This window comes from Amycolatopsis sp. NPDC058278, assembly GCF_042881395.1.
Lineage (GTDB): Bacteria > Actinomycetota > Actinomycetes > Mycobacteriales > Pseudonocardiaceae > Amycolatopsis.
Window position 1 is genome coordinate 55,075 of record NZ_JBHVXZ010000037.1, and the last position, 24,884, is coordinate 79,958.

The 24,884-nt window shown below is 70.9% G+C and carries 27 protein-coding genes; 18 read left to right on the plus strand and 9 right to left on the minus strand.

Annotated elements, in window-relative coordinates; all coding sequences use genetic code 11:
• Window position 1 precedes the first annotated feature (1 nt).
• Window positions 2-679, plus strand: a complete 678-nt coding sequence (locus tag ACFVYA_RS20790; protein ID WP_387047064.1) for a hypothetical protein — start codon at window positions 2-4, stop codon at window positions 677-679.
• Here the strand turns inward: ACFVYA_RS20790 and ACFVYA_RS20795 are convergent.
• The 3 genes from ACFVYA_RS20795 to corA all read right to left on the minus strand — a co-directional run bounded on the left by ACFVYA_RS20795 (window position 676) and on the right by corA (window position 3,424).
• The gene (locus ACFVYA_RS20795) at window positions 676-1,515 is read right to left on the minus strand and encodes a chromosome partitioning protein ParB (protein WP_285988465.1); all 840 of its coding nucleotides are present in this window, start codon (window positions 1,513-1,515) and stop codon (window positions 676-678) included. The two genes, ACFVYA_RS20790 and ACFVYA_RS20795, sit on opposite strands and share 4 nt — an antisense overlap.
• The gene (locus tag ACFVYA_RS20800; protein ID WP_387047066.1) at window positions 1,512-2,162 is read right to left on the minus strand and encodes a metallophosphoesterase; all 651 of its coding nucleotides are present in this window, start codon (window positions 2,160-2,162) and stop codon (window positions 1,512-1,514) included. The genes ACFVYA_RS20795 and ACFVYA_RS20800 overlap by 4 nt, the downstream gene beginning before the upstream one ends.
• Window positions 2,163-2,341: 179 nt before the next feature.
• Window positions 2,342-3,424, minus strand: coding sequence for a magnesium/cobalt transporter CorA (gene corA / locus ACFVYA_RS20805; RefSeq protein ID WP_285988467.1), 1,083 nt, complete (start codon window positions 3,422-3,424; stop codon window positions 2,342-2,344).
• 319 nt (window positions 3,425-3,743) lie between these two features.
• Between corA and ACFVYA_RS20810 the strand changes: the two genes are divergently transcribed.
• Entirely contained in the window at window positions 3,744-4,247 is a 504-nt protein-coding gene (locus ACFVYA_RS20810) for a MaoC family dehydratase (protein ID WP_387047067.1), read from the plus strand.
• Window positions 4,248-4,254: 7 nt separating this feature from the next.
• Window positions 4,255-5,349 (plus strand): DUF2332 domain-containing protein, encoded by a 1,095-nt coding sequence (locus ACFVYA_RS20815; RefSeq protein WP_387047069.1) that lies wholly within the window; start codon window positions 4,255-4,257, stop codon window positions 5,347-5,349.
• Here the strand turns inward: ACFVYA_RS20815 and ACFVYA_RS20820 are convergent, their stop codons facing one another.
• Window positions 5,350-5,763, minus strand: coding sequence for an NUDIX hydrolase (locus ACFVYA_RS20820; protein ID WP_387047070.1), 414 nt, complete (start codon window positions 5,761-5,763; stop codon window positions 5,350-5,352).
• Between the two features lie 196 nt (window positions 5,764-5,959).
• Here ACFVYA_RS20820 and ACFVYA_RS20825 point away from each other — a divergent pair, with 196 nt between their 5' ends.
• From ACFVYA_RS20825 to ACFVYA_RS20855, 7 genes are all read left to right on the plus strand, one after another.
• Window positions 5,960-6,124 (plus strand): hypothetical protein, encoded by a 165-nt coding sequence (locus tag ACFVYA_RS20825; RefSeq protein ID WP_162472554.1) that lies wholly within the window; start codon window positions 5,960-5,962, stop codon window positions 6,122-6,124.
• 21 nt (window positions 6,125-6,145) lie between these two features.
• Entirely contained in the window at window positions 6,146-6,706 is a 561-nt protein-coding gene (locus ACFVYA_RS20830; protein WP_003095467.1) for a PH domain-containing protein, read from the plus strand.
• 48 nt (window positions 6,707-6,754) lie between these two features.
• Window positions 6,755-7,618 carry a PHP domain-containing protein gene (locus tag ACFVYA_RS20835; RefSeq protein WP_387047072.1) on the plus strand — a complete coding sequence of 288 codons (864 nt, stop codon included), beginning with the start codon at window positions 6,755-6,757 and terminating at the stop codon, window positions 7,616-7,618.
• Window position 7,619: 1 nt separating this feature from the next.
• On the plus strand, window positions 7,620-8,240 hold the full coding sequence (locus ACFVYA_RS20840; RefSeq protein WP_285988471.1) for a MarC family protein: 621 nt from the start codon (window positions 7,620-7,622) through the stop codon (window positions 8,238-8,240).
• 137 nt (window positions 8,241-8,377) lie between these two features.
• A complete protein-coding gene (locus ACFVYA_RS20845) occupies window positions 8,378-10,840 on the plus strand; it encodes an alpha-L-rhamnosidase C-terminal domain-containing protein (protein ID WP_387047074.1) in 2,463 nt (820 codons plus the stop codon).
• An 82-nt stretch (window positions 10,841-10,922) separates the two neighbouring features.
• The gene (locus ACFVYA_RS20850) at window positions 10,923-11,774 is read left to right on the plus strand and encodes a RecB family exonuclease (protein ID WP_387047098.1); all 852 of its coding nucleotides are present in this window, start codon (window positions 10,923-10,925) and stop codon (window positions 11,772-11,774) included.
• A gap of 12 nt (window positions 11,775-11,786) precedes the next feature.
• A complete protein-coding gene (locus ACFVYA_RS20855) occupies window positions 11,787-12,389 on the plus strand; it encodes a hypothetical protein (protein WP_387047076.1) in 603 nt (200 codons plus the stop codon).
• 147 nt (window positions 12,390-12,536) lie between these two features.
• On the opposite strand, the gene ACFVYA_RS20860 is transcribed toward ACFVYA_RS20855, so the two are convergent.
• Both ACFVYA_RS20860 and ACFVYA_RS20865 read right to left on the minus strand, forming a co-directional pair.
• Window positions 12,537-13,850, minus strand: coding sequence for a hypothetical protein (locus tag ACFVYA_RS20860; protein ID WP_387047077.1), 1,314 nt, complete (start codon window positions 13,848-13,850; stop codon window positions 12,537-12,539).
• Window positions 13,851-13,876: 26 nt separating this feature from the next.
• Window positions 13,877-15,682: a DEAD/DEAH box helicase gene (locus ACFVYA_RS20865; RefSeq protein ID WP_387047079.1), complete on the minus strand. Its 1,806-nt coding sequence runs from the start codon at window positions 15,680-15,682 to the stop codon at window positions 13,877-13,879.
• A gap of 230 nt (window positions 15,683-15,912) precedes the next feature.
• Here ACFVYA_RS20865 and ACFVYA_RS20870 point away from each other — a divergent pair, with 230 nt between their 5' ends.
• The 3 genes from ACFVYA_RS20870 (at window position 15,913) to ACFVYA_RS20880 (ending at window position 17,492) form a co-directional block, all read left to right on the plus strand.
• Window positions 15,913-16,566 (plus strand): ferritin-like fold-containing protein, encoded by a 654-nt coding sequence (locus tag ACFVYA_RS20870; protein WP_387047081.1) that lies wholly within the window; start codon window positions 15,913-15,915, stop codon window positions 16,564-16,566.
• A gap of 119 nt (window positions 16,567-16,685) precedes the next feature.
• A complete protein-coding gene (locus ACFVYA_RS20875; RefSeq protein WP_013223016.1) occupies window positions 16,686-16,916 on the plus strand; it encodes a DUF3107 domain-containing protein in 231 nt (76 codons plus the stop codon).
• Window positions 16,917-17,042: 126 nt separating this feature from the next.
• Entirely contained in the window at window positions 17,043-17,492 is a 450-nt protein-coding gene (locus ACFVYA_RS20880) for a pyridoxamine 5'-phosphate oxidase family protein (RefSeq protein ID WP_387047083.1), read from the plus strand.
• A 3-nt stretch (window positions 17,493-17,495) separates the two neighbouring features.
• On the opposite strand, the gene ACFVYA_RS20885 is transcribed toward ACFVYA_RS20880, so the two are convergent.
• The gene (locus ACFVYA_RS20885; protein WP_285988478.1) at window positions 17,496-17,813 is read right to left on the minus strand and encodes a DUF4873 domain-containing protein; all 318 of its coding nucleotides are present in this window, start codon (window positions 17,811-17,813) and stop codon (window positions 17,496-17,498) included.
• Window positions 17,810-18,580 (minus strand): TetR/AcrR family transcriptional regulator, encoded by a 771-nt coding sequence (locus ACFVYA_RS20890; RefSeq protein WP_285988479.1) that lies wholly within the window; start codon window positions 18,578-18,580, stop codon window positions 17,810-17,812. The genes ACFVYA_RS20885 and ACFVYA_RS20890 overlap by 4 nt, the downstream gene beginning before the upstream one ends.
• Before the next feature lie 55 nt (window positions 18,581-18,635).
• Between ACFVYA_RS20890 and ACFVYA_RS20895 the strand changes: the two genes are divergently transcribed.
• Entirely contained in the window at window positions 18,636-19,544 is a 909-nt protein-coding gene (locus ACFVYA_RS20895) for a diiron oxygenase (RefSeq protein ID WP_285988480.1), read from the plus strand.
• Window positions 19,541-20,458 (plus strand): alpha/beta fold hydrolase, encoded by a 918-nt coding sequence (locus tag ACFVYA_RS20900; RefSeq protein ID WP_387047086.1) that lies wholly within the window; start codon window positions 19,541-19,543, stop codon window positions 20,456-20,458. Before ACFVYA_RS20895 ends, ACFVYA_RS20900 begins: the two co-directional genes overlap by 4 nt.
• A 36-nt stretch (window positions 20,459-20,494) precedes the next feature.
• On the opposite strand, the gene ACFVYA_RS20905 is transcribed toward ACFVYA_RS20900, so the two are convergent.
• Window positions 20,495-21,121, minus strand: a complete 627-nt coding sequence (locus tag ACFVYA_RS20905) for a TetR/AcrR family transcriptional regulator (RefSeq protein ID WP_013223021.1) — start codon at window positions 21,119-21,121, stop codon at window positions 20,495-20,497.
• Between the two features lie 113 nt (window positions 21,122-21,234).
• On the opposite strand from ACFVYA_RS20905, the gene ACFVYA_RS20910 reads away from it, so the two are divergent.
• The 3 genes from ACFVYA_RS20910 (at window position 21,235) to moeZ (ending at window position 24,857) form a co-directional block, all read left to right on the plus strand.
• Window positions 21,235-22,275: an alpha/beta fold hydrolase gene (locus tag ACFVYA_RS20910; RefSeq protein ID WP_285988482.1), complete on the plus strand. Its 1,041-nt coding sequence runs from the start codon at window positions 21,235-21,237 to the stop codon at window positions 22,273-22,275.
• 81 nt (window positions 22,276-22,356) lie between these two features.
• Complete coding sequence (locus ACFVYA_RS20915) at window positions 22,357-23,523, plus strand: DUF3152 domain-containing protein (protein WP_387047088.1); 1,167 nt, start codon at window positions 22,357-22,359, stop codon at window positions 23,521-23,523.
• A gap of 158 nt (window positions 23,524-23,681) precedes the next feature.
• On the plus strand, window positions 23,682-24,857 hold the full coding sequence (moeZ, locus tag ACFVYA_RS20920) for an adenylyltransferase/sulfurtransferase MoeZ (protein WP_285988484.1): 1,176 nt from the start codon (window positions 23,682-23,684) through the stop codon (window positions 24,855-24,857).
• Window positions 24,858-24,884 lie beyond the last annotated feature (27 nt).

The following is a 24,884-nucleotide window of genomic DNA, read 5'->3' on the forward strand; positions in this document are numbered from 1 at the left end:
CGTGCTGGAGCTGTGGGGGACCGTGCCGGACGGAGCGGTCGTCGCGTCCACAGTGGACGCCCGATGCCGGACCCGGCCGGGTGCCGAGCCGCCGCGCAACGGCCGGATCCTCGATGGCACCGGCCGGGTCGTCACCGCGTTCCATGCCGGGGACGCGGTGGAAGCCCTGGTCGCCGGATCCGACGGCGAGATCTGGACGAGCTACTTCGACGAGGCCTCGATTCGCGTCGGCGGTGCGAAGCGCCATCACCCGGGCCTGATCCGGTGGACCGCCGGAGGTGAACCGGCGTGGTGGGCGATCGACGACCCGGTTCGTCTCTCCTGGATGGACTGCTACGTGCTCAACGTCGGCGAGCGGCGGACCTGGGCCGTGCCGTACACCGAGGTCCCGCTCGTCGAGGTCGGCCGCGAGGGCATCCGCTCGGTCCGGCGGTCGTCGTTGCGGCGGCCGCGCGGCGTGGCCGTGTCCGGCGGTGATGCCGTCTTCCTGTCGGTGGCCGGCAAGCACCCCGGGTACTACTGGCACCTCGAGCCCGCGAGCCTGACCGGTGGCGAGGTCGTGCCCGGGCCGCCGGTTCCGCTCGGCCTCCCGGACGGGAGCGCCCCGATCCGGTGGGTCTGCCGGGGCAACCGGATGTGGCTGCAGGCCGGCCGCACCTGGTACGCGCTCGAGCTCTAGTGCCGCCGCGACCGCAGCTTCTCGATCACCTCGTCGTCCCACCGGTGGGTGCGGATCAGCCGGTACCGCTCCGCCGCCACCCACATGTACGCCTCCGCGTCCGTCCGGTCGCCGATCAGCCCCGCCTGGCGCAGCATGCCCACCACCGGGACGAACTCCTCCTCGAACCAGCGCTGCGCCACGCTCGCCCGGTCGCAGAACTTGCCTTCGTCCTGCATCAGCCGGAAACCCCAGGCTTCCACGTGCTCGCCCAGCTTCGCGTAGTCCCACGGGTCCGACACGATCACCGACGCGCGCGCGTGGCCGGTCAGCGGGACGCGCTCCAGGAACAGCCGGCGGTAGTCCTTGACGATCAGGTCGCCCCGGTGGCGGATGCCGCTCGGGTCCAGTTTGGTGCGGACCACCGTCACCGATGCCTCTATTGTGGACAGTCCCTGGGCGATCGCCACCGAGACGCGGTGGTGGCCGTCGATGATGAAGTGCAGTTCGCCGACGCGGTAGACCTCGATCGGCGGGATCTCCTCGCCGCGGCGGGCGGCCAGGGCCAGGCGTTCCCAGCGCTCGCGGACGCGGGCCGACGTCGGGCGGAAGCGGCGGTCGAAGTCGCGGCTGCGGTCGACCGTGCCGGCGATCGACTCCAGCTTGATCACCCGCAGCCCGATCCGGTGCTCGCCGAGGTAGCCGAGCGCCTCCACCACCTCGTGGAACGGCAGCATGATGTTGACGTCGTCGGGCTCGCGGCGCAGCCACGTCGAAAGCCGCGAGAGCACCTGGCCCCGGCGTGCGCGGAGGAAGTCGTTCTCCGCGTCGGCGCGGGGGAATCCTGTCTCTTTCATGAGAACTCCATGATCCGGTGGCCCACGACGTTGCGGATCCGGGTCGCGCCGGCGACCCGGTCCGGCACCGGCTCGCCGTGCGGGTGGATGTGCCCGTGCAGCAGCCACTTCGGGCGCAGCGCCTCGATCGTCGAGTGCAGGCACTTGAACCCGCGGTGCGGCGGGTCCGGGCGGTCGCCCAGGTCGAGCGGCGGCGAGTGCGTCAGCAGCACGTCGACGTCGCGCCCGTCGCGCCACCGCCGCAGCCGGGCGCGCCGGACCAGGCCGCGGGCTCGCCGCGCCTGCTGGCGCTGCGTCCACTGGTTCGGCCCGTCGTTGTAGCGGATCGAGCCGCCGAGCCCGGCGAACCGCAGCCCGGCGACGTCGACGATCCGGCCGTCGGCGTTGATGCCGCCCGCCGGGCCGGGCCACACCGTGGGGAAACCGTCCTTCATGGACAGCCCGCCGTAGCGCGTGTAGCCGCTCAGGTCCGGGTCGTGGTTGCCGGGCACGAACACGCAGGGGACGTCGAGCGCACTCGCCAGGAACGCCAGGTAGTCGTAGGGCAGGTCGCCGGCGCCGATGACCAGGTCGACGGAGACGGCGCGGACCGCGTCGGTCCACAACCGCTCGTCGACCTCGTCGGAGACGACCAGCGCTTTCGGCATGGTCCCAGGGTACGACGCCGGGACGTCACTTCATGCCGTGCGCGAACCCCGGGTCGGCGACGATGACGAAAGTGATGACGAAGATCCAGACGAGGCTGAGCGCGAGCGCCCAGAACTTCAAGTTGGACAGCATGCGAGGCATCACGAATTCTCCGAATCCGGTGGGAAAGAAAGGGGACCTAGAGCCAGCCGTTCTTCCGGAATATTCGGTACAGCAACAGGCAGATCGCCAGGATCACGGTGATGACCAGCGGGTACCCGAACTTCCAGTGCAGCTCGGGCAGGTAGTCGAAGTTCATCCCGTAGATGCCCGCGATCATCGTCGGCACGGTGATGATCGCCGCCCACGACGTGATCTTGCGCATATCGGTGTTCTGCTGCAGCGAAATCTTCGCGACGGTCGCGTCGACCAGGGTGGACAGCAGTTCGTCGAACGCCGCGACCCGCTCGGACACGGTCGTGAGGTGGTCGGCGACGTCGCGGAAGTACGAGCGGACGTCGTCCGGCACCAGTCGCGTGTAGCCCTCGGCCAGGCGCTGGATCGGTGTGGCCAGCGGCATCACCGCCCGGCGCAGCTCGAGCACCTCCCGCTTCATCAGGTAGATCTGCTCGGCGCTGACCTGCGAACGGGGCGCGAAGACCTGCGCCTCCATGACGTCGATGTCGTTCTCGATCCGGCCCGTGACGTCGAGGTAGTGGTCGACGACGTGGTCGGTGATCGCGTGCACGACCGCGGAGGGGCCCAGCTGCAGCCGCTCGGGGTCCTCGTCCAGGTCGCGGCGCAGCCGCGCCAGCCCCGAGTGGTTCCCGTGCCGCACGGTGATCACGAAGTCGCGGCCGAGGAACACCATCAGCTCGCCGGTCTCGACGATCTCGTTCGCCGTCGTCGGCGACTCGTGCTCGACGTACCGCACGGTCTTGACCACCAGGAACAGCGTGTCGTCGTAGCGTTCCAGCTTCGGCCGCTGGTGCGCTTCGAGCGCGTCCTCGACCGCCAGCTCGTGCAGGCCGAACGTGTCCGCGACGCCCTGGATCTGCTGGGCGTCCGGCTCGTGCAGGCCGATCCAGACGAACCCCTCGTGCCGCTTCCGGACCTCCTTGATCGCCTCGGAGTGGGTCCAGCGGCCGGGCAGGCGCTCACCGCCGACGTACACCGCGCAATCGACGACGTACGCGGACAGCGGCACCGGAACCGGGCGGACCGGCACGGTGCCCTTGTTGCCGCGGCCGCGAAGGCCGCCGAGCGAGGGAATGGCAGGCATGGGATCTCCTGGTGTCGTGCGTGGTCGTGCGAGACGACGGACCAGGGGCGGAAATGCGTCCGCCCGGCGACACACCAGCGTTCCCGGGGGGAGAGAAGGCCTACCGAGAGATGAGCCGGCCGGCCGGTGAGGTGGGAACGCTGGGACTACTAGGGAGCGGACTATCGCCACTACTCATCGGGTTCCTCACCTCCTTCGGGCCGGGTGCGACAGTGGTGGGGCTCGCGTTGACGCGCGAACACCGATGGTTGAGGGTACTCCTCACTACGGATGCGTGTCGTACCAGCCTCACGCGGTGTTACGCGACTAGGAGAGACGAGTGCAGTTCGGTCGGTACTACGAGGAGTTCGAGGTCGGTGCGGTCTACAAGCACTGGCCGGGCAAAACGGTCAGCGAATACGACGACCACCTGTTCTGCCTGATCACCATGAACCACCACCCGCTGCACCTCGACGCGCACTACGCGGAAGAGACGACCGACTTCGGCAAGAACGTCGTCGTCGGCAACTACGTCTACTCGCTGCTGCTCGGGATGTCGGTGCCCGACGTCTCCGGCAAGGCCATCGCGAACCTCGAGGTCGAATCGCTCAAGCACGTCAAGCCGACCTTCCACGGCGACACGATCTACGGCGAGACCGAGGTGCTCGACAAGACGCCGTCGAAGTCCAAGGACGACCGCGGCGTCGTGTACGTCGAGACGCGCGGCTACAAGCAGGACGGCCTGATCGTGTGCACTTTCCGGCGGAAGGTGATGGTGCCGAAGCGCTCGTACGGGGAGACTCGGGGCGGGGAGCAGCCGGGCCGGCCGGTGCCGCACGAATGAGGCTCTGATGGACCTGGACAGGATCAAGGGGATACTCCGCAAGTTCGCGGAAGTCGAGGCCCGCGGGGTCTCGCCGCTGTACGAACACCTGGCACTGCAGGCCGCCGCGGACGACGACGTCGCGGGGCTGCTGTCGGTCGCGCGCGACGGCGAGGTGCGCGGGACGCTGCTGATGGCGGTCGCACACCGCCTCGTGCAGGCCGACCCCATCCACCCGCTCTCGCGTTACTACCCGTCGCTGGGCGGCTTCGACGGCGTCGACTCGGAGACCTGGCCGCTGTTCCGGTCGTTCCTGCTGGAGCGGTCCGAGAAGGCCCGTGCCCTGATTTCGGCGCGCTACACCCAGACGAACGAGGTCCGCCGGGCGGCGTTGCTGTACCCGGGCGTCGCGCGGGCGGCCCGCGAAGCGGGCGGGAAGGTTTCGCTGCTGGAGGTCGGCTGCAGCGCGGGGTTGCTGCTGGGCCTGGACCGGTTCGGCTACCGCTACCAGTGCGACGGCGGCGACCAGCTGACGGCGGGACCGGCCAAGGCGGCGGTGGGGTTGCACTGCGCGCTCGACCTGGCGCCGGGCGCGGTGGTGCCGAAGCTGCCGAAGAAGCTGGCGCTGCTCGACCGGGCGGGCCTCGACCGGGCACCGGTGGACCTGTCGGACGAGGACGAGCTGGCGTGGCTGGAGGCGTGCGTCTGGGCCGACCAGCCGGACCGCATCAGGCTGTTGCGCACCGCGGCGGCCGAGCAGTCGAAGCACCGGCCGCGGTTGATCACCGGGGACGGGGTCGACGACCTGGCTCCGGCGGCGGAGTCGCTGGACGGGCCGCTGGTGGTGCTGACGAGCCACGCACTGGCGTACTTCCCGGCCGAGAAGCGGGCGGCGTTCGTCTCGGCGTTGGCCGAGCTGGCTTCTTCGCGGCCGGTGTGGTGGGTTTCGGAGGAGTTCTACGGGGCCGGGCTGGAGCTTGTCCTGCCGGGCCGCGACGACCTCTCGGGCGCCGACGGGCTCGCGGCACTGGGCGTGGTGCGGTGGGAAGACGGGAAGGCGGAGGCGCACGCGTTGGCTCGGACCGCGCCCCACGGGCAGCGGATGACCTGGTTGCCGCTGTAGTCAGGCCTCCGGGAGCGCATTCCAGTCGCGGAGAGTGACGTAGAGGAGCTCCACGAGCTCCCCGGCGGCTTCCAGCGCGGCAAGGTCTGCCGCATCGGACCAACGCGCCTCCGATGCGTCGTCACCAGCGGTGAGAACGCCGCCCTCGACCTCGCAGGCGTAGTCGAAGATTTCGTACGGCCCCCGCCGTACCGTTCCGACCAGTGTGCCCGGAATCACGTCCAGCCCGGTCTCCTCGAAAAGCTCCCGGACCACGGCCTCTTTGTCCGTTTCGCCCGGTTCGACTCGGCCGCCCGGCAGCGACCATTGCCCCGAACCGGGGTTGTTCAAGCGCCGGATGAGCAGCAAACGGCCGTACGGGTCGAACGCGATCCCGCCGACACAGCGGATCGTGGTGCTGGTGAGGCCCTCCATGTCCCGAAGGGTAGACGTTACCGAGGTGAAAACCGATGTCCTATACACGGAGAGTAGCCGTACGGTACACTTCGGACCGCGTGCTGACCCAAGCGCGGGACTTCCCTCCCCTGCGCCTGTTCAGTGCGGTACAACGTAAAACGTCAGGTTCTCTGCTGTTGTCCGGTGTCACCGTAAGAGACGGGATTTGATCGCGGTGAACGTGAAGAAGATTGCGGGCCTCGCCGGTATCGCATTGGTGCTGTTCTTCGTCATCGCCCAGCCTGGGCAGGCTGCCGGCCTCGTCGGCAACATCATCGACTTCCTCCGCAGCTCGGCCGAATCGGTGATCACCTTCGTCAGCAGCGTGTTCAAGGGCTGATCGCGGGGTTACCCTCGAACCATGTTCGCGCCACGCGACCCCGACGAGTACCTCCTCGACACCGAGCGGCGGGTCATCCGGATCCGCCGCCACTGGGCGGTGCTGCTGTGGGACACCTTCGAGGCGGCCGCCCTGCTGGCCGTCTGCGTCCTGGTGTCCTACCTGCTGCCGCCGGCGCTGTACATCGGCCAGAACATCCTCTGGTACGTCGCGCTGCTCGTCGTCCTGCGGTTCGCCTACGTGGTGATGGAGTGGTGGGTCGAACGCCTGGTGGTCACCGACAAGCGGTTCGTCATGACCACCGGGGTGTTCACCACCAAGGTGCTGATGATGCCGATCAGCAAGGTCACCGACCTCAGCTACGTCCGCACGGCCACCGGCCGCATGATGGGCTACGGCACGATGGTGGTCGAGTCCGCCGGTCAGATCCAGGCGCTGAACAAGATCGACTTCCTGCCGCGGCCCGAAGAGTTCTACGACACGATCTCCGAGCTGGTCTTCGGCGACAAGCAGAAGCAGGCCGAACGCTTCTCGATGATCAAGGCCCAGCGGGCCGCCCGGGGCAAGAAGCCAGTCGGCTGAGCCGTCCCGCCGCGCGTGTGACGTAGCGCATCGTCGACAATGGACACGATGCGCATCGACCTGCACGCCCACTCCACCGCTTCCGACGGCACCGACACGCCGGCCGGGCTCGTCGCCGCGGCCGCGAAAGCCGGGCTCGACGTCGTCGCGATCACCGACCACGACACCACCGCGGGCTGGGCGCCCGCCTCCGAAGCGGTGTCACCCGGCCTGACGCTGGTCCCCGGCGCCGAGCTGTCCACGGTGTCGATCGACCCCGGGACCGGCCGGCAGATCAGCGTCCACCTGCTCGCCTACCTCTTCGACCCGACGTCCGAGCCCATCGTCACCGAGCAGACCCGGCTGCGGCTCGAGCGCCGCACGCGGCTGCGGCGGATGGCCGAGCGGATGGCCGCCGACGGCCTCCCGATCGACGCCGACGAGATCTTCGGCCTGCTGCCCGAGGACTCCCCGCCCGGGCGTCCCCACCTGGCCCAGGCGCTGGTCCGGGCCGGGCTGGTCAAGTCCGTCGACGAGGCCTTCGCCGACTACCTCAGCCCCCGTCGCGGGTACTACGTCGCCCGCCGTGACACGCCGGTCGAGGAAGCCATCGACATGATCGCCGCGGCCGGCGGCGTCACGGTGATCGCGCACCCCTTCGCCTTCAGCCGCGGTGCCACGATCAGCGAGGACACCCTCGCCGGGCTGGCCGCGCGCGGGCTCACCGGCGTCGAGGCCGACCACCCCAACCACGACGCGCCGACGCGCGCCCGCACCCGCGAGCTGGCCGGCGAACTCGGCCTGCTCGTCACCGGGTCCAGCGACTACCACGGCACCAACAAGACGATCGCGCTCGGCGAGTGCACCACCGACCCCGGGCAGTTCGAGGAACTCGCTTCGCGTGCGTCGGGGTTCCAGGTCGTGAAGGGCTGAGATGGCGCTCTTCGACGCGAAACTGTTCATGAGTGCGACGATCACCCTGATCGTCATCATGGACCCGCCCGGCACCGTACCGGTGTTCCTCAGCCTCGTCGGCCGCAAGCCGGTGGCGACCCGGGCGCGCGCCGCCCGGCAGGCCGTCCTGGTGTCGCTGCTGGTCATCAGCCTGTTCGCGGTCGCGGGCCAGGCGATCCTGGCCTACCTCGGCATCGGCATCCCCGCGCTGCAGGGCGCGGGCGGCCTGCTGCTCCTGCTGATCGCGCTGCAGCTGCTCACCAGCAACGGCCACGAAACCGAGGCGGCGGCCGAGGACGTCAACGTCGCGCTCGTGCCGCTCGGCACCCCGCTGCTGGCCGGGCCGGGCGCGATCGCCGCGACCATCGTGTTCGTCCGGCAGGCCGACGGGCACATCGGCGCGTACATCGCCCTGGCGCTCGCGATCGTCACGACCCACTTCGTCATCTACCTCTGCATGCGCTACTCCGGCCTCGTCATCCGGCTGATCAAGGAAAGCGGCATCACGCTGCTGGCCAAGGTGGCCGGCCTGCTGCTCGCGGCCATCGCCGTGGAGCTCGTCGCGAACTCCGTCCGCGGGTTCATCTCCGGCGCCGGCTGACCGGTGCGCTGAGACGCCCACCCGGGTTGTCCTGCCGGACAGGATCCACCCGGTCCGTTGACATCGTTGGCACCGCTCCCGCAGCCTGAAGCTCAGCTCAGCGTTTGAAACGATTCAACCGCCTTGCGGAGGCCTCGATGAAGTGGCTCAGAGCAGTCCTGTCGATCACGGTGCTGGTGGCGAGCGGCGTGGTCGCCGCGCCCGCCGACGCCGCGCCCGGCTGGCAGAAGTACGTCGTCGCACCGGCGAGCCGGGACGTCCGGCCGGTGAAGGTGCTGTCCACCACCGGAGACGTCACGAACCCGGACGGCCTGCTCGGTCGCGGAGTGGCGACGTTCAAGCGGCAGGCGCCGCCGCCGAAGCCGATGTGGCCCGCGGGCACCACCGCGGCCGCGTCGTCGTTCCACGCGCCGAACAACGGCGGGAACGGCCAGCCTCGCACCTACGTCCCCGGCAACGCCGTCGACGGCAACACGGAGACGTTCTGGAACGACGACACGATCGGCGCCTACCCCGACGTCCTGACGATCACCGCGGGCGCGCCGGTCGCGCTGCCCGGCGTCACCATTTTGTCCAATGTGGACGGCGTGCCACAGGACTTCACGGTCGAGGTCCTGGACGCGGGCGCGTGGCGGGTGGCCGCCACGGTCAGCGGCAACACGGCCGTGCAGCGGGCGGTCACCTTCGACCGGCCGGTGACGGCCGCGCAGGTCCGGATCACCGTGACCAAGGACCAGAACACCCCGTCCGGGGAGTTCAGCCGCGTCGCCGAGGTGTGGCCCGGCGTGGTCGCCGACCCGCCGGTGCCGACCGCCGTCGTCGACTTCGGCAAGGTTGTCGCGGGCTACCCGAAGATCGCGTTCGCGGGCGCGTCGGCGAACCGGCCGGGCGTCCGGCTGGCGTTCTCGGAGACCCTGCAGTACCTGGGCGAACGGTCCGACTTCACCCGCTCGGACTTCTCCGGCGGGCCGGGCACCGACCAGTACGCCGTGCCTTCGGCGCCGACGGTGTGGCGGGACACCAAGGGCTGCGCTTCGGGCACGCAGGTGTGCGCGGACGGCCTGCACGGCTTCCGCTACCTGCGGATCAGCCTCGACGCGCTGGCGTCGGACGCGCCGTTGGCCCAGCCGTCCGGTGAGGTGCGGATCAGCGGCGTCTCGCTCGACTTCACGCCGTTCCTCGGCACGCCGTCGACCTACCGCGGCTGGTTCGAGTCGTCCGACGAAGACCTCAACAAGTACTGGTACGCGGCGTCCTACACGAACGAGCTCGGCATGGACACCTTCCGGGAGTCCGATGTGGACCCCCGCGGCGCGTTCTCGCCGTCGCTGGACGGGAAGCTGGTGCTGCACGACGGCGCGAAGCGCGACCGGGATCCGTACGTCGGCGACGTCGCGGTCTCCGGCCTGACCCAGTACCTGACGCACCAGGACGGCACGGCGGCGAAGAACGTCCTCGCCGACCTGGCCGACCACCAGCGCGCGGACGGCTGGATCCCGCCCGCGTCGATCAACGGCTACACGCTGCCGCTGTTCGACTATCCGCTCTGGTGGGTGACTTCGAGCTGGGACTACGTCCTCTACACGGGCGACACCGCGTACGCGACTTCGTACTACTCGCACCTCGTGAAGACGCTCGACAGCTGGTATCCGTCGGTGACCGATTCGCGCGGGTTGCTCGCGAAGGGCCTCAACGGCACCGGCGGTTACGGCGACTACGCGTTCCTGCCGCGTACGGGCGAAGTGACGTACTACAACGCGTTGTACGTCCGGGCGCTTCAAGGCGCTGCCGGCCTGGCGCGCGCAACGGGGCACCCGGCCGACGCGGATCGATGGCTCTCGCGCGCTTCGGGCGTCTCGGCGGCGGTGAACCAGTACCTGTGGGACCCGGCGGCGGGCGCGTACCTCGACTCGGCGACGGGCGCGGTGCGGCACGGCCAGGACGGCAACAGCCACGCGATCCTCGCCGGGATCGCTTCGCCCGCGCAGGCCACTTCGGCGCTGGCGCGGCTCGCGGCGGGTGCGCTGCCGTACGGGAACCCGTTCATGGACAACGACACTTTGGTCGGCGACGGCACGAAGCGCGTGTACGCGTTCACGTCGTTCCCCGAGCTGCAGGCGCGGTTCAGGACCGGGCAGACGGCGTCCGCGATCGACCAGATCAAGCGGATGTACGGCTGGATGGCCACGCACGACCCGGGCATCACGGCCTGGGAGGGCATCGGCGAGGGCGGCTCGCACTACGAGCAGGGCTACACCTCGGCCGCGCACGGCTGGTCGACCGGGGTCGTACCGGCGCTGACGAACGAGCTGCTGGGCGTCTCGCCGACGTCGCCGGGCTTCGCGACGTGGACGGTTTCGCCGCATCCGGGCCCGGTTTCGTGGGCGCGGGGAGCGGTGCCGACGCCGAAGGGCGCGTTGTCGGCTTCGTGGTCTCAGCAGGGGCCGGTGTTTTCGCTGACGGTGAGCGCGCCGCGGGGAACGTCCGGCTCGCTGGTGGTGCCCGAGGGTCGGCTCGTGCTGCTGGACGGGCGTCCGCTGCGCGCCGCGGGGCCGCTGACGGTGTCCGGCGGGACGCACACCGTGCTCGTCGTGCGGTAGCCGGGCTTTCCGCGCGGGGCCGGCTCGCCCCGCGCGGAAAGTGTCGGTGGTACTGCGTAGCGTGGGCGGAGTGAAGGACCAGATGGGCTTCGACTTCGGCGTGGCGCAACCGGTGCGGCTCACGAAGGTCTCGCCGGCGCGGCTGGCGACCTTCGACGACTGCCCACGCCGGTACAGGCTCGCGTACCTCGAACGGCCGACCCCGCAGCGCACCGGGCCGTGGGCGCACAGCACGCTGGGCGCGGTGGTGCACAACGCGCTGCGGGCGCTGTTCGACCTGCCCGTGCTCAAGCGGGTGCCGCAGCGCGCGGTGGCGCTGGTGTCCGAGTTCTGGAAGGACGCGGGCTTCGAGAGTGACGAGCAGGCGGCGCGGTACCGGGCGCGGGCCAAGGGGTGGGTGGCGGAGTACGTCGAGGACAACGATGTTTCGCACGATCCGGTGGGCCTGGAGCGCTGGGTGTCGGCGCCGGTGAGCTCGACGCCGGGGGAGCGGCCGTCGATGATCATCGAGGGCCGCGCGGACCGGATCGACGCGCGTGAGGGCGCGCTGGTGATCGTGGACTACAAGACGGGACGCCGGCCGCCGGACGAGTACGAGGCCCGGGCGTCGCAAGCGCTTGCGCTGTATGCGGTGGCGGGGGCGCGGACGTTGCGGATGCCGTGCACGACGGCGGAGCTGCACCACCTGCCGACGGGCACGATCGCGGCGGCGGAGCACACCCCGGAGAGCTTGCAACGGCACCTGCAACGCGCGGAAGAGACCGCCGGAGACCTGCGGCTGGCCACGGATACCCTGGACGCGGGCGGCGACGGGGACGTGCTGTTCCCGCCTCGCCCGGACCGGCGGTGCGCCTGGTGCGACTTCAGGCCGAGCTGTGCGGCGGGCCAGGAGGCGGCCCCGGCGGCGCAGCCCTGGGACCTGCTCGCGCCCTGAACGGGAGGGAACGTGGCTTCACCGGACACCGACGAACTGGCGACGGTCCCGCTGCCCGCGGGACAGCCCGGAGCCGAGCAGGTGCCGAGCCGCAGAGCGGCGCCGGAGGCCCGGGACGAGGCCGGCGAGGTGCGCCAGGAGGGCTCCGAGACGGCGCCGCGCGAGGCACACAGTGCGGCCGGCGAGCCGGCCGTGGAACAGATCCGGACGGCTGCCCAGCCCGGGGCGCTCGGTGCGGCCGACGAGCCGACGGTGGAGCAGGAGCGGGTCGCACCCGAGCGGATCGACCCGGCGGAGAGCGCCCCGAGCGTCGAGGCGAGTGCGTCGCTCGGGCCCGCGAAAGCCCGTGGCCGCTGGTGGCGCGGGTTCACCGGCTCCCTGGCGGCCGGGCTCACGGTCCTCGCCCTCGGCGTGCTCGTGGTAGCGGGCATCTGCCTGTTCACAGGCGCCCCCGGTCCCGGCGCGACCCTGCTGGTCGGCCACCCGATGGCGGCGGCCCTGGCCCTGCTGGCTCAGCGAGTCGCCGACCGCCGCAACGGTCCCCCGGCGGTCGGCGCGGGCCTGGCGGTGGTCCTGTTCACGGTCTCCGCGCTGACCCTCTTCTGGCTCACCTGACCCGGCTCCCGCCCTGGAGCACGCGAGTCGCGCCCCTCCGCACGCAAAGGCCGCTCGATCACGCGTGCCTGGATGGACGACACGTGTGCACAGACGGACGACACGCGTGCCTGGATGGACGACACGCGGACGACACGCTCGTCGGGGCTACTTCAGGGCGGTGAGAACCGGGCCGCGCTGCTCGAGCAGGACCGGGCCGGCCGCGGCCAGGCGGACCACTCCCGTGTAGCCGCGGCGCTCGACGCCCACCGTGCGGATCGTTGATCCGTCGTTCTCGTTCAGCACCGCCAAGCCGCCCTTGATCGGGACCACCAGCTGCTGGGCGTACGTGACTCCCGGGCCCATCGCGCTGCTCAGCGTCCAGCGCGGCGACAGGTCGTCGCGGGACAGAGCCAGCACCTTCGACCCGCTGAACCAGTACATGTTCTGGGCCGTCTGGGTCGTTGCCTCGACTCCCGACGGCGGGTCGGCCGCCAGGTCTCCGGCCGGGACGTCCAGCGGGTACGCCGCGCGCTGGGTGCCGTCGCCGTTGAACGTCACCAGGAGCTTCTGGTCCGGGAGGACCACCGCCGTCAGGTCGCCCGACATCGCGATCACGCGGGCGCGCTTGCCCGCCAGCACCGAACTGAAGCTGACCTGCGGCTCGTCGTCCTTCTCCGGGGCCGCCTTGTACACCGTCAGGCGGTCGGCCGGGTCGCCCGGGCAGCGCTCGATCACGCCGATCTTGCCCGACGCCGCCGCGACCGTGCCGTACGTGCAGCCGGTGCGGGGCTGTTTGCCCGCGTTGACCAGCGCCGGGACCTGGCCGTACTCGGCGCTCTGCACCAGGTCGTCGCGCCACGTCGTGAGGAGGCTCTTGCCCGCGGCGGTCACGTGCGAGCCGTCGTCGACCAGCTGGGTGCCCAGCTCCGCGTTGCCGTTGCGCTGCGCCGTGATCCGGCCCGTGCCCGGGTCCAGCTGCGTGACCTCGCTGCAGTTGCGGCTCTTGTGGTAGACGGCGTTCAACCGCCCCCACACCTGGTCCAGCGTGCACAACGGCAGGTCACGCGAGTAGTGCCAGCGGATCTGCCCGGTCAGCGGGTCGCGGGTGGCGACCTCGCCGCCGTCCGCCGTGGCCACCGATTCGCCGGCCACGACCGGGATCGGCGTCGCGCCGCTGGGGGCGCTCCAGATCTCGGAGAGGGATCCCGGCACCTTGTCCGGGGCCGCGGGCAACGGCGGGGGCGGGGCCGCCTCGGTCCGGTCGGTGGCCGCGCTGTCGCTCGTCGCGCCGATGACCAGCGCGACGGCGACCACGACCACCGCGATCAGGGCGGCGATCACCCGGTCCCGCCCGCGGTTCCAAGGCGAACGACGCGCCTTGACCCGCGGGGCGGGCGGAGTGCTCTCGGGAGTGTCTTCGAGTACGTCCTCGGACCCGTAGGCAGGCGTCTCTTCAGCCGCCTTCTCGACGTCGCTCACGTACCCGAACCCCCGATGGAGAAGCCTCAGTCTGCCGAAGCAGGTGTATCAGAAGTCGCGGCCGGACGGCGACGGCGGCGTCGGCGAGCCGGACGCTCGGCGTTCTCGCCGGCCTCCTTTTCGACGGCCGGGCCGGTTGCCTCCGGGGCGTTGCCGCTGCGGGTGCGGCGGCGGCTCCGGGTGCGGCCCTCCGACGACGCGGGTGCCTCGGCGTCCGGCGAAGCGGACGCGGCGGCGTTGTCCGCGGCCTCGACCTCTTCGGCCGCCCGCGAGCCTCCGCGGGTGCGCTTGCGCGGGGTCCGGGCGCGCTTGCGCGGCGCGTCTTCCTCCGGCGCGGCGGCCTCGCCGGTCCGGCCACGGCCGCGGCCACGCTTCTTGCCACCCAGGTCCTCTTCCTCCTCGGCGGCCAGGCCCGCACGGGTGCGGTTGGCCAGCGGCAGCCGGCCCTTCGTGCCCTCCGGGATGCCCAGGTCCTCGAACAGGTGCGGCGACGACGAGTACGTCTCCACCGGCTCCGGCTTGTCGAGGCCGAGGGTGTCCGAGATCAGCTTCCAGCGCGGCATCTCGTCCCAGTCGACGAGGGTGACCGCGACCCCGGTGCGGCCCGCGCGGCCGGTGCGGCCGATGCGGTGGACGTAGGTCTTCTCGTCGTCCGGGCACTGGTAGTTGATGACGTGGGTGACGTCGTCGATGTCGATGCCGCGGGCGGCGACGTCGGTCGCGACCAGGACGTCGACCTTGCCGGAGCGGAACGCGCGCAGCGCCTGCTCGCGCGCGCCCTGGCCCAGGTCACCGTGCACGGCGGCGGCCGCGAAGCCGCGCTCGACCAGGTCGTCGGCCACCTTCTGGGCGGTGCGCTTGGTGCGGCTGAAGATCATCGTCAGGCCGCGGTCGGCGGCCTGCAGCACGCGGGCGATCACCTCGGGCTTGTCCATCGAGTGCGCCCGGTAGACGAACTGGGTGGTGCGCTCGTGGATCGCGCTCGCGTCGTTTTCCTCGGCGCGGATGTGCGTCGGCTGCCGCAGGAAGGTGCGGGCCAGCGTGATGATCGGGCCGGGCATGGTGGCCGAGAACAGCATGGTCTGCCGCTCGTCCGGCACCATCCGGAGGATGCGCTCGATGTCGGGCAGGAAGCCCAGGTCGAGCATCTCGTCGGCCTCGTCGAGCACCAGGCCGCGGACCTTGCCCAGCACCAGGTGCTGCTGCTCGGCCAGGTCGAGCAGCCGGCCCGGGGTGCCGATCACGACGTCGATGCCCTTGCGGAGCGCCTCGATCTGCGGCTCGTACGGGCGGCCGCCGTAGATGGCCAGCGTGCGGATGCCCAGGTGCTTGCCGGCGCCCTTGAGGTCGTTGGCGACTTGGATGCACAGCTCGCGGGTCGGCACCACGACCAGCACCTGCGGGGTGCCGTCGCCGGGGACCTGCACGCGGTGCAGCAGCGGGACGCCGAAGCCCAGCGTCTTGCCCATGCCGGTGCGGGCCTGGCCGATGAGGTCGTCGCCGGCCATCGCGAGCGGCAGCGTGAGCTCCTGGATCGCGAAGGTCCGCTCGATGCCGGCCTCGCCGAGCGCCTTGACGATCTCCGGCTTGACGCCGAAGGACGCGAAGGTCGGGGCTTCGGGCTCGACCTCGACGCCCGCCTGCAGCGGGTGCGAGGTGTCGAGCGCGGCCGGGCCGGTCTCGCTGTGCTCCAGCACGACGGCGGGGGTCTGTTCGGTTGTGGGAATTTCTGCGGTCAGGGTGATCGCCTCTCTCGTGACCAGCGCGCACAGCCGTGGGTCCGCTCGACACTCGACCGGGAGTAAACCCTGGTCCCTGGCGCTGGTCTTCAAGCGCGGAACCGGTCCGCCCCGGGAATGCCGGAAGAGGCGTGCACGCACATTGCAGTACGTCGGCAAGCCGCGTGACCTGCCTGTTCCCGACGCCGGTATGGCGTACGGAAGCTTGATATCGGACGCCAGTGTACCTGGTCAGCAGTTTTTCGACAGTACCCGGCGCGCCGGAACCAGTGTGATCGGTCTCGTCCCGCCACGCCCGGGTGCTTCGGCGATACCCTGCCCCCGTGACCGAGCCCAAAGAGATCTCCGAAGGCGTAGTAGACCTTCTGGGTGTGATCGCCTACCTCGAACTGTCCGCGTTCGACCGGCTGGCGGAGGACGCGCACAGCGCTCCCACGCTGGCCGGCCGTGCCGCGCTGGCGACCATGGCGGCCGCCGAGATCGGTCACTACGGGCTGCTCGCCCAGCACCTGGCCGCCCACGACGTCAAGATCGAAGACGCGATGACGCCGTTCGTGGCGCAGGTCGACGCCTGGCACGCTTCGACGCCCCCGAAGTCGTGGCTGGAGTCGCTGGTCAAGGCCTACGTCGGCGACGGGCTCGCCGCCGACCTCTACCGGGAGATCGCCAGCTGGCTCGACCCGGAGACGAAGGACCTGGTGCTGACCGTGCTGGCCGACACCGGCCACTCGGCCTTCGCCGAACGCGAGGTCGCGGCCGGCATCGAGGCCGACCCCAAGTCCCGCGACAAACTCGCCCTGTGGGGCCGCCGCCTGCTCGGGGAGGCCCTGACCCAGGCCCAGTACGTCGTCGCCGAGCGCGACGGGCTGGCCGAGCTCATCATCAGCGGCTCGGGCGACCTCTCCGGAATTGCCGCGCTGTTCCGGCGGTTGCAACAGGGGCACACGAAGCGCATGCAGGCGCTCGGCCTGGGCTGAACCCGATGGAGTACCCGGAAGTGACGACGCGGTCGGGCGCGGACATGCGCCACCGGAACGAGCCGGTTCGGTTAGCCTTGGCCGGCACATCCCTTACGAATTTCCAGCGGAGGTCCCACGTGGAGGTCAAGATCGGCATCAAGGACACGCCGCGCGAGCTGGTGGTGTCCAGTGGCCAGTCTCCCGAAGAGGTGGAGAAGCTGGTCGCCGAGGCCCTGACGGCCGGTGACGGGCTCTTCCGCATCAACGACGAGAAGGGGCGCAAGTACATCGTCCCCTCCGACCGCATCGCGTACGTCGAGATCGCCCCCTCCGACGTCCGCAAGGTCGGCTTCGGCGTCGGCGACTGACCCACAGCCCTGATCCGCGAAGGCCGCCTCGGGACGTTCCCGGGGTGGCCTTCGCGTGCTCGGAGGGTTCACCGGATTGTGGTGTTCTGCTTGGAGTGTCGCTTTTCCGCCGCTTAGCTTCGGCCGGTGACCACTCTCGAACCGACCGCCGTCGCGGATCTCGTGCGGAGCACCCTCGCCGGGCACAAGTCGCTGTTCCTCGCCACTTCCGGCAGCACTGGGCCGTGGGTCGGCGGGGTGTACTTCGCCGAAAGCGGCGAGTTCACGCTGAACCTCGTGCTCGAGGACCGCGGCCGGACCCTCTCCGCCATCCGGGAGAACCCGCTGGTCTCGGTCGTGGTCTCGACCGGCTCGCCGATGCAGGCGTTCCTGCAGGCCCAGGCGTCCGCCGAAATCGTCGCCGGCGACGAGGACACGCGGGTGCGCGAGCTGCTCGTCGCCAAGGTCCCGGAGGCCGCGCCCTTCCTGGCGGCACCGGTCACGGCGGTCCGGCTGAGCGTGCGGAAGTGGCGGGCCACGGACATCGCGAACGGCCTGCTGCCGGGCGTGGAGCTGCCGGCCCCCCGCCTGCCCTGACGCTCAGGCGTTGAGTTCCTCGAGCGTCGTCGGGACGTGGAACGGCGGCGTGCTCGTGCCCGTGATCCGGTAGCGGCCCCACGGGTCCGGGTCGGACAGTTCGCCCTTGGCCGAATGCGAGCCCGCCCGAATGGAAACGGCCTTCTTCTTGCCACCCGCCAGGCGGGTCAGCTCCTCGTTCACCGCCACCCGGCCGTACCAGCGGTAATAGCCGTCGATCGGCTGGAAGTAGCCGCGCAGCTCGACCGTCACCGGCAGCGAAACGCCGTCGACCTCCAGGGTCGCCTCGCCGCTGTAGCCGTCTTCGTCGTGCTCGCTCATGACGTTTCCTCCAACGACTCCGTGGTGCGGCCCAGCTGGACCACCTTGTTGGCTTCCAGGGGCAGGTTCGGGTCGATGACGACGCCGTTCTGGCGGGTCAGCCCGTCGATGGCCGCCCAGATGATCTGGGTCAGGTACTCGACGACCGCGTCGCGGCTCATCGAGCGGCGGTCCAGCCACCACTCGCCGGTGTTCTGGACCATGCCGACGATGCCGTGCGCCCACGGCTCGGCCGCGCCCGAATCCATGTTGAACATCCGCATGTAGTCGCCGAGCAGCGCCGTCAGCGCCGTCGCGATCAGTTCCTTGTCCTCGGCCACGACGTCCGACGACACCGGCTTCTCCGGCCGTCCGTGCGCCAGCAGCCGATACAGGTTCGGGTGCTCCTCGATCACGGTGAAGAACGCGTCCAGCGCCATCCGGATCCGCGGCACCGGCGCCAGTTCGGCGTTGATCGCCGGGATCAGCCGCTCGAAGAGGATTTCCGTGCCGCGCTGGCCGAGCGCGACGTACAGGTCGGCTTTGTCGTCGAAGTGCCGGTACAGCACCGGCTTGGTGACGCCCGCCTCCGCGGCGACGTCCTCCATGCCCAGGTCCGGGCCGTGCGTGTCGAGCGCCCGCAGCGCGGCCTCGACGAACTCCTTGCGCCGGGCGATCCGGTGCTTGCGCCACCGGTCGCGCCGGGCGTCGCCGGTCGCCTCCTCGCCGCGGGAGGACCTGCTGGACGGCTTGCCGGAGCGCTTGACACGTTCGATCACGAGAGTCATGCTACGCACAGGTAACTGTTACCTCAAGTTACATGTCGCGGAAGGGGTGCCGGCAATGACGCGGACGCTGAAGGAACCGGATCGCGAAAAGACCGCGGACCGCCTGCTGAAGTCGTCGGCGAACAAGTTCTACGACCCCGACGTCGACATCGACTGGACCGCGCCGCTGGTCGAGGGCAAGCGGTTCATCCTCGACGAGCGTTCCTCGCTCTACGGCACGGAGCTCTGGGAGAAACTGACCCCGGAGCAGCGCATCGAGCTGGGCAAGCACGAGGTCGCGAGCGTCGCCACCACCGGCCTGTGGTTCGAGATCCTCCTGATGCAGATGCTGCTCAAGGAGGTCTACGAGCAGGACCCGACGTCCGCGCACGCCCAGTTCGCGCTCACCGAGATCGCCGACGAATGCCGGCATTCGACGATGTTCGCGCGGATGGCCTCGCGGATCGGCTGCCCCGCCTACGGCCCGGTGCCGTGGCTGCGGCGCCTGGCGAAGCTCATGCCGACGATCTCCTACGGCCCGGCGCGCTACGGCGCGATCCTGGTCGCCGAGGAAGTGCTGGACCGGCTGCAGCGGGAGCAGATGAACGACGAAGGCGTCCAGCCGCTGGTCCGGATGGTCAACCGGATCCACGTCCTGGAAGAGGCCCGGCACGTCACCTTCGCCCGCGAAGAGGTCACACGCGGCATGGCGAAGCTGTCGAAGGCCGAGATCGGCTACCAGCAGTTCATCATCGCGGTCATCTCGTACTTCGTGACGCGGGCGTTCATCAACCCGGACGTCTACAAGGCGGTCGGCATCCGGCCGCGCGACGGCGTCGAGGCGGCGCTGAACAACCCGCACTGGCAGGGGACGATCGCGTGGGCGGGGGAGAAGATCATGCCGTTCCTCGAGGAGTCCGGCCTGGTCGGGCTGCCCGGGAAGTACTTCTGGCGCAAGTCGTTCCTGCTCCCGGCGGGCCGGTGACGACCGCGTCGCGGCTGCGGAACCCGTCGGCCGCGCACCGGTTCGTCGCCGGCGACGGCGCCGCGCTGCACGTCGCGGAGTCCGGGCCGGCCGGCTCCGATGGCCCTCCGGTGACGCTGGTGCTCGTCCACGGCTGGACGCAGGACCACCGGACGTGGGACTTCGTGCTCCCGCACCTCGACCCCGGCCTGCGCGTGCTGCGCTACGACCTGCGTGGCCACGGCGGTTCGGCGCCGGCCCGGCGCGGCGGCGCCACGATCGCCCGGCTCGCCGACGACCTCGCCGAGCTGATCGCCGACCGCGTCCCGGCGGGGCCGCTGGTCGTGGCCGGGCACTCGATGGGCGGCATGACGCTGATGGTGCTCGCGGAACGCCACCCTTCGCTGGTGGCTTCGCGGCTGGCGGGCGCGGCGTTCGTCGCGACGTCGTCCGGGGACATGGACCAGCTGACGCTCGGGTTCCCCGGGGTGGTCGGCCGGAGCGTGACCCGCTTCGAGCCGCGGGTGGCGCGGCTGCTGGCCCGGTTGCGGTCGGACACGCTGCGCCTGCGGCCGGGCCTGGTCCGCTCGGGTGCCCGGCGGCTGGTGTTCGGTGATCGCCCGGGGCGTGCGCAGGTGGACAGCGTCGTCGAGCAGCTGCTGTGCGCGCACCCGGCGAGCGCGGGGATGTTCCTGGACGCGATCGCGGCCCACCGCGGCGTCGGCGGCCTGGGCGCGTTGTGCGACGTGCCGTCGGTGGTGCTGGCGGGGGAGAAGGACCGGCTGTGCCCGCTGCCGCACGCGAAGGTGATCGCGGACGAGCTGCCGCACGCGGAGTTCGTGCGTTACCCGGGCGCCGGGCACATGCTCCCGCAGGAGCGCCCCTTCGAAGTGGCGCGCCGCATCTCGGTCCTGGTCCGGCTGGCCGCTCGCTGACGGCGGCGCTTTCACGTGAAAGCGCCGCCTCGTGCGTCAGCCGTCCTTGAGGGGGAAGCCACCGCCGATGCCGCGCCAGGCGAGGTTGGCCGTCAGGGCCACCGCTTCCTCGCGGCTCATCGACTGGTGGTGGGCCAGCCAGAACCGGGCGCTGACCTGGCTCATCCCGACCAGGCCGACCGCCAGCAACCGCGCCTTGTCCTCGTCGAGGCCCGCGTCCGCGGTGATCGTCTCCGTGATCGCGTCCACGCTCGCCGACGTCGCGCGGTCGACCGCTTCCTGGACCGCCGGCTCGCCGCGCAGGTCGGACTCGAACACCATCCGGAACGCGCCCGCGTCCTCGCTGACGAAGTCGAAGAACGCGCCGACCGTCGCCGGGACGCGCTGCTTGTTCTCCGTCGTCGAGTCCAGTGCGTTCTGGACGCGCTTGACCAGTTCGTCGACGTGGCTCTCCAGCAGCGCGATGTACAGGTCCAGCTTGCCGGGGAAGTGCTGGTACAGCACCGGCTTCGAGACGCCCGCGACCTCGGCGATCTCGTCCATCGCGGCGGCGTGGTAGCCGTTCTCGGCGAAGACCCGCTGCGCCGCGGCGAGGAGCTGAGCCCGGCGCTCGGTCCGGGGCAGCCGCACCCCACGTTGCTGCAGGCGCGTCATCTCCGTCATGCTCATCCTCCCGTCATCGCTTCTTCGACGGGCGGGGTCGCCACCGCGTGAAGTCGCCCTGAAGATTACTCGCCGGTACGTGTGCCGCGCCAAGGGTCGGGCATTCTGGACCCGTGAACACCCCCGTGCGAGCCCGGCCGCCGCTGACCCACGTGCCGCTGTCGAACCGGGCCCTGCCGTCGCTCGACCCGGTCCCGCCGCCGTGGCCGGCGGCTTTCGAAGAGGTCGGCACCGCCCGGCTGCACGTCCGCCGCACGCCCGGCCCGGACGGCGTGCCCGCCGTCTACGTCCACGGTCTCGGCGGCTCGTCGACGAACTGGACCGACCTGGCCGCGCTGCTCGCGCCGGTCGCCGGCGGCACGGCCCCCGACCTGCCCGGGTTCGGCTACTCCGAGCCCGAGAAAGGCTTCGACTTCACGCTCCAGGCGCACGCCGACGTCGTCATGAGGCACATCGAAGCCGGCTTTTCGGGGGCCCGGGTGGCGGAGCCCCCGGCCCGGGGCGAAGCCCCGGATGTCACCGCGGTGGGGGCGCCAGTGCACCTGTTCGGCAACTCCATGGGCGGCGCGATCGCCCTGCTGGTCGCGGCCCAGAAGCCTGAGCTGGTGAAGACGCTGACGCTCATCTCGCCGGCGGTGCCGGACCTGCGCCTCGACCCGCGGCGGCTGTCCGACCCGCGGATGGCGCTGGCCTACCTGCCGCTGGTCGGCGCGCGCGTGCGGGCCCAGCTGGCCGCGCTCGGCCCGCGGGAACGCGCCGCGCAGGTCATCAAGCTGTGCTTCGCCGATCCGTCGCGGTTCCCGGAGAGCCGGCTCGACGAGCTGACCGAGGAACACGGTGCCCGCGCCGGGTTCGCCTGGGCCGCGCCCGCGATGGCGCGCAGCACGTTCGCCATCTTCCGGGCCTGGTCCACGCTCGGGAAGGCGTCGCTGTGGTCGGTGGCGCCGCTCGTCAAGGCACCGACGCTGGTCGTCTGGGGCCGGGAGGACCGCGTCATCTCCGTGAAACGCGCCGTGCGGACCGCGCGGGCGATCCCGCGGGCCCGGCTGCTGGTGCTCCCGCGCACCGGCCACGTGGCGCAGATGGAGCGCCCGGTCGTCGTCGCGAAGGCCGTGCTGGGCATGTGGGAGCACGTCGAAGCGGGCACCTGGTAGCCCGATCGGGTGGTGGCGAGTTCACTCGATGATCCGCCAGTCGGCGAGAGCGGCGCCCCGCCGCTGTGGCACCCTGGTGCGGTGGACCGGGTGAAGCACGACGCGCGAGGCGAGGATCGGCGGACGCCCCACCGCGCCTCGGCCCGCCGGGCGCCGGACGCCGAGGACCACCCCCGCACCGGGCAGTACCGCCCGTCGAAGGCACTGGCCCAGCGCGTCGACGAGGACCGCTACCGGCCGGGTGGCCGGCGGACGAGTGCCGAGCCGCTGAGCGCGTCCTGGAAGCCGCACGTCGAAACCCCGCGCGAGAAGCCGGCCGAGCCGCCGGCGAAGCCGGGCATCGCCAAGCTCACGAAGACCTACGGCTGGCGCGTCTACGCGCTGCCGATCCTGGTCGTGCTGACCGTGCTGGTCGTGGTCAACACCGCCAACAGCCCGGCCCAGCCGATCGCCGAGCAGGGTGTGGGTGCCGCCGGGCCCGGCACCGACTCGGCGGGCGGCGACACCTCCGGCGGCGGCGCCATCGACGGCAACGGCGAGCAGGCCATCCCGGAGAACCCGGCCACCCCGGTCGACCTCAAGGTGCCGACCGCGGACCTGCCGAACGGCATCCCGTTCACCCAGGCCGGCGCCGGCAAGTGGCACGTCGTGCCGGGCAGCGGCCCGAAGATCGGCAACGGGAAGCTGTACACCTACACCATCGAGGTCGAAGACGGCATCGACCCGGCGAGCTACGCCGGGGACGACGCCTTCGCCGCGACCGTCGAGGGCACCCTGTCGAATCCGACGCAGGGCTGGACCTGGGACGGCAAGATCGCGTTCCAGCGGGTGGACGGCAATTTCCCGAACCCGTCCTTCAAGGTGAGCCTGACCACGCCGGAAACCACCCACCGGCCGGACGCCTGCGGGTTCCAGATCAAGTTCGAGGCCTCCTGCTACCGCAAGAGCCTCGGCCGGGTGCTGATCAACCTGGCCCGCTGGGTGCGGGGGGCCAAGGCCTACGGCCCCGACATGACCGGGTACCGGCAGTACGCCATCAACCACGAGGTCGGGCACGCCCTGGGCAACCAGCACGTCGGCTGCGGGGGCACCGACCAGCCGGCGCCGGTGATGATGCAGCAGTCCTTCGGCGTCAACGACGACTACGTCGCGATGCTCAACGACATCCCCGGTGGCGACAAGGGCAAGGTGGCCAAGGACGGCCGCATCTGCAAGACCAACTCCTGGCCCAACCCCACCCCGCAATAAGCGGCTGTGACATCCGAGGCTTCGCCTCGGGCCGGGGGCTCCGCCACCCGGAACCCCCGAAAGCCCGTGTCCCAGCATCCGGACGCGGGAAGGCTTATTTGCCCGCGCGCGTTGTGCATAGTGGGATGGACGCGATACGCGCGCGAGATGGAGGACCCATGTCAGCACTGCCGCCGCTCGTCGAGCCGGCTGCCGAGCTCACCAAGGAAGAGGTGGCCCGGTACAGCCGTCACCTGATCATCCCGGACGTCGGGGTGAACGGGCAGAAGCGGCTGAAGAACGCCAAGGTCCTGGTGATCGGGGCCGGCGGCCTCGGCAGCCCCGCGCTGCTGTACCTGGCCGCAGCCGGGGTGGGCACGCTCGGCATCGTCGACTTCGACGTCGTGGACGAGTCGAACCTGCAGCGCCAGGTCATCCACGGCCAGTCCGACGTCGGCAAGCTCAAGGCCGCGTCCGCGCAGGAGTCGATCGCGGAGATCAACCCGCTGGTCAAGGTGCACCTGCACACCGACCGGCTGGACTCGTCGAACGCGCTCGAGATCTTCGAGCAGTACGACCTGATCGTCGACGGCACCGACAACTTCGCGACGCGTTACCTGGTCAACGACGCCGCGGTGCTGCTGGGCAAGCCGTACGTCTGGGGCTCGATCTTCCGGTTCGAGGGCCAGGTCAGCGTGTTCTGGGAGGACGCGCCGAACGGCAAGGGCCTCAACTACCGCGACCTCTACCCGGAGCCGCCGCCCCCGGGCATGGTCCCCTCCTGCGCCGAGGGTGGCGTGCTGGGCGTGCTCTGCGCGTCCATCGGCTCGATCATGGTGACCGAGGCGATCAAGCTCATCACCGGCATCGGCGAGACGCTGCTCGGCCGCCTGATCAGCTACGACGCGCTGGAGATGAAGTACCGCGAGGTCAAGATCCGCAAGGACCCGGACACGCCGAAGATCACCGAGCTGATCGACTACGAGGCGTTCTGCGGCGTGGTTTCCGACGAGGCGGCCTCGGCGGCGTCGGGGAGCACCATCACCCCGGCCGAGCTGAAGGCCAAGTTCGACAGCGGCGAGAACTTCGCGCTGATCGACGTCCGGGAGCCGCACGAGTACGAGATCGTCAACATCAAGGGCGCGACGCTGATCCCGAAGGACCGGATCCTCTCGGGCGAGGCGCTGGCGGAGCTGCCGCAGGACAAGCCGATCGTCCTGCACTGCAAGTCGGGCGGGCGGTCCGCGGAGGCCCTCGCCGCGCTGCACGCGGCCGGCTTCAAGGACGCGACGCACCTCGGCGGCGGCGTGCTCGCCTGGGCGAAGCAGATCGACCCGAGCCTGCCGACCTACTGACAGTGGTCGTCCGTGAAGGCCGCCCGC